Raw genomic sequence first — 809 nt, 5'->3', positions numbered from 1 at the left:
ACTTCCTCCAACGCATCAAGATAGCGACCTTGTTTAAACGAAATCCTACTCGCCGCTAAAAAACCAGCATCATTACAGTTACCACTCCATGTTGATTTATAAAAATCAGCGTAAGCCTCTTCTAACAAACCTAGTTTTTCGTTGGCATGACCTCGCATCAAGCTTGCACGACCACATAAAGGGTTTTTGTTGTATTTATTTGCTCGACTTAACGCGTTATTCGCGTAATGCAAAGTACGCTCATAATCACATCGTTCAAACTCACGATTAGCCATCGCTACATTACATCTATAATCAAACTCATCTCGCCTTAATGCTTCTAAATAATAATCTACCGAATCGCGTGTAGCATGATGATATTGCTCTAGATGCTGACCTATAAAATAAAGATCATCAATAGACTCCACATATTCGGGCATTTTAGGAGCCGTCGCAGGATCCGGTGTTGGCTCTTCACTGTCTTTTTGCTCCACGTAGGTCAAGGTTTTACCCCCTTGTTGAGTCACAACTTCAAGTACCAACAAATCATCAGTATCAAACAAGAAGTTGTAAAACTCACACTGACATGGAGAAAGTGAAAACACACTACTGAAGATCACTCGTGTTCCTGTCTTTACAGTGACTACCGCATGCTCAATAGCTGAAATGGCATAAACACCGATGCGTGCCTGGCCGTTATGTTTTGTAAGATTAACGGCAACGTCAGTATTTGCCTGATGGACTATACCTAAATCACTATATGGTAAGAAATTTTGGACGAACGTTTTTTCTTCATTAGAATCGATCCATGTAAAATCTGGTTGATTATC

General features: G+C 40.2%; 1 pseudogene. It reads right to left on the bottom strand.

Annotated features, from left to right (window positions below):
* Positions 1–809 (bottom strand): annotated as a pseudogene (locus tag R3X26_RS18790) (DUF5107 domain-containing protein); the annotation flags it as partial.

This window comes from Vibrio sp. TH_r3 (genome assembly GCF_033101115.1).
GTDB lineage: Bacteria > Pseudomonadota > Gammaproteobacteria > Enterobacterales > Vibrionaceae > Vibrio.
The sequence above is the reverse complement of the archived record's forward strand: the minus strand, read 5'-3'. Positions and strand labels throughout refer to the sequence as shown.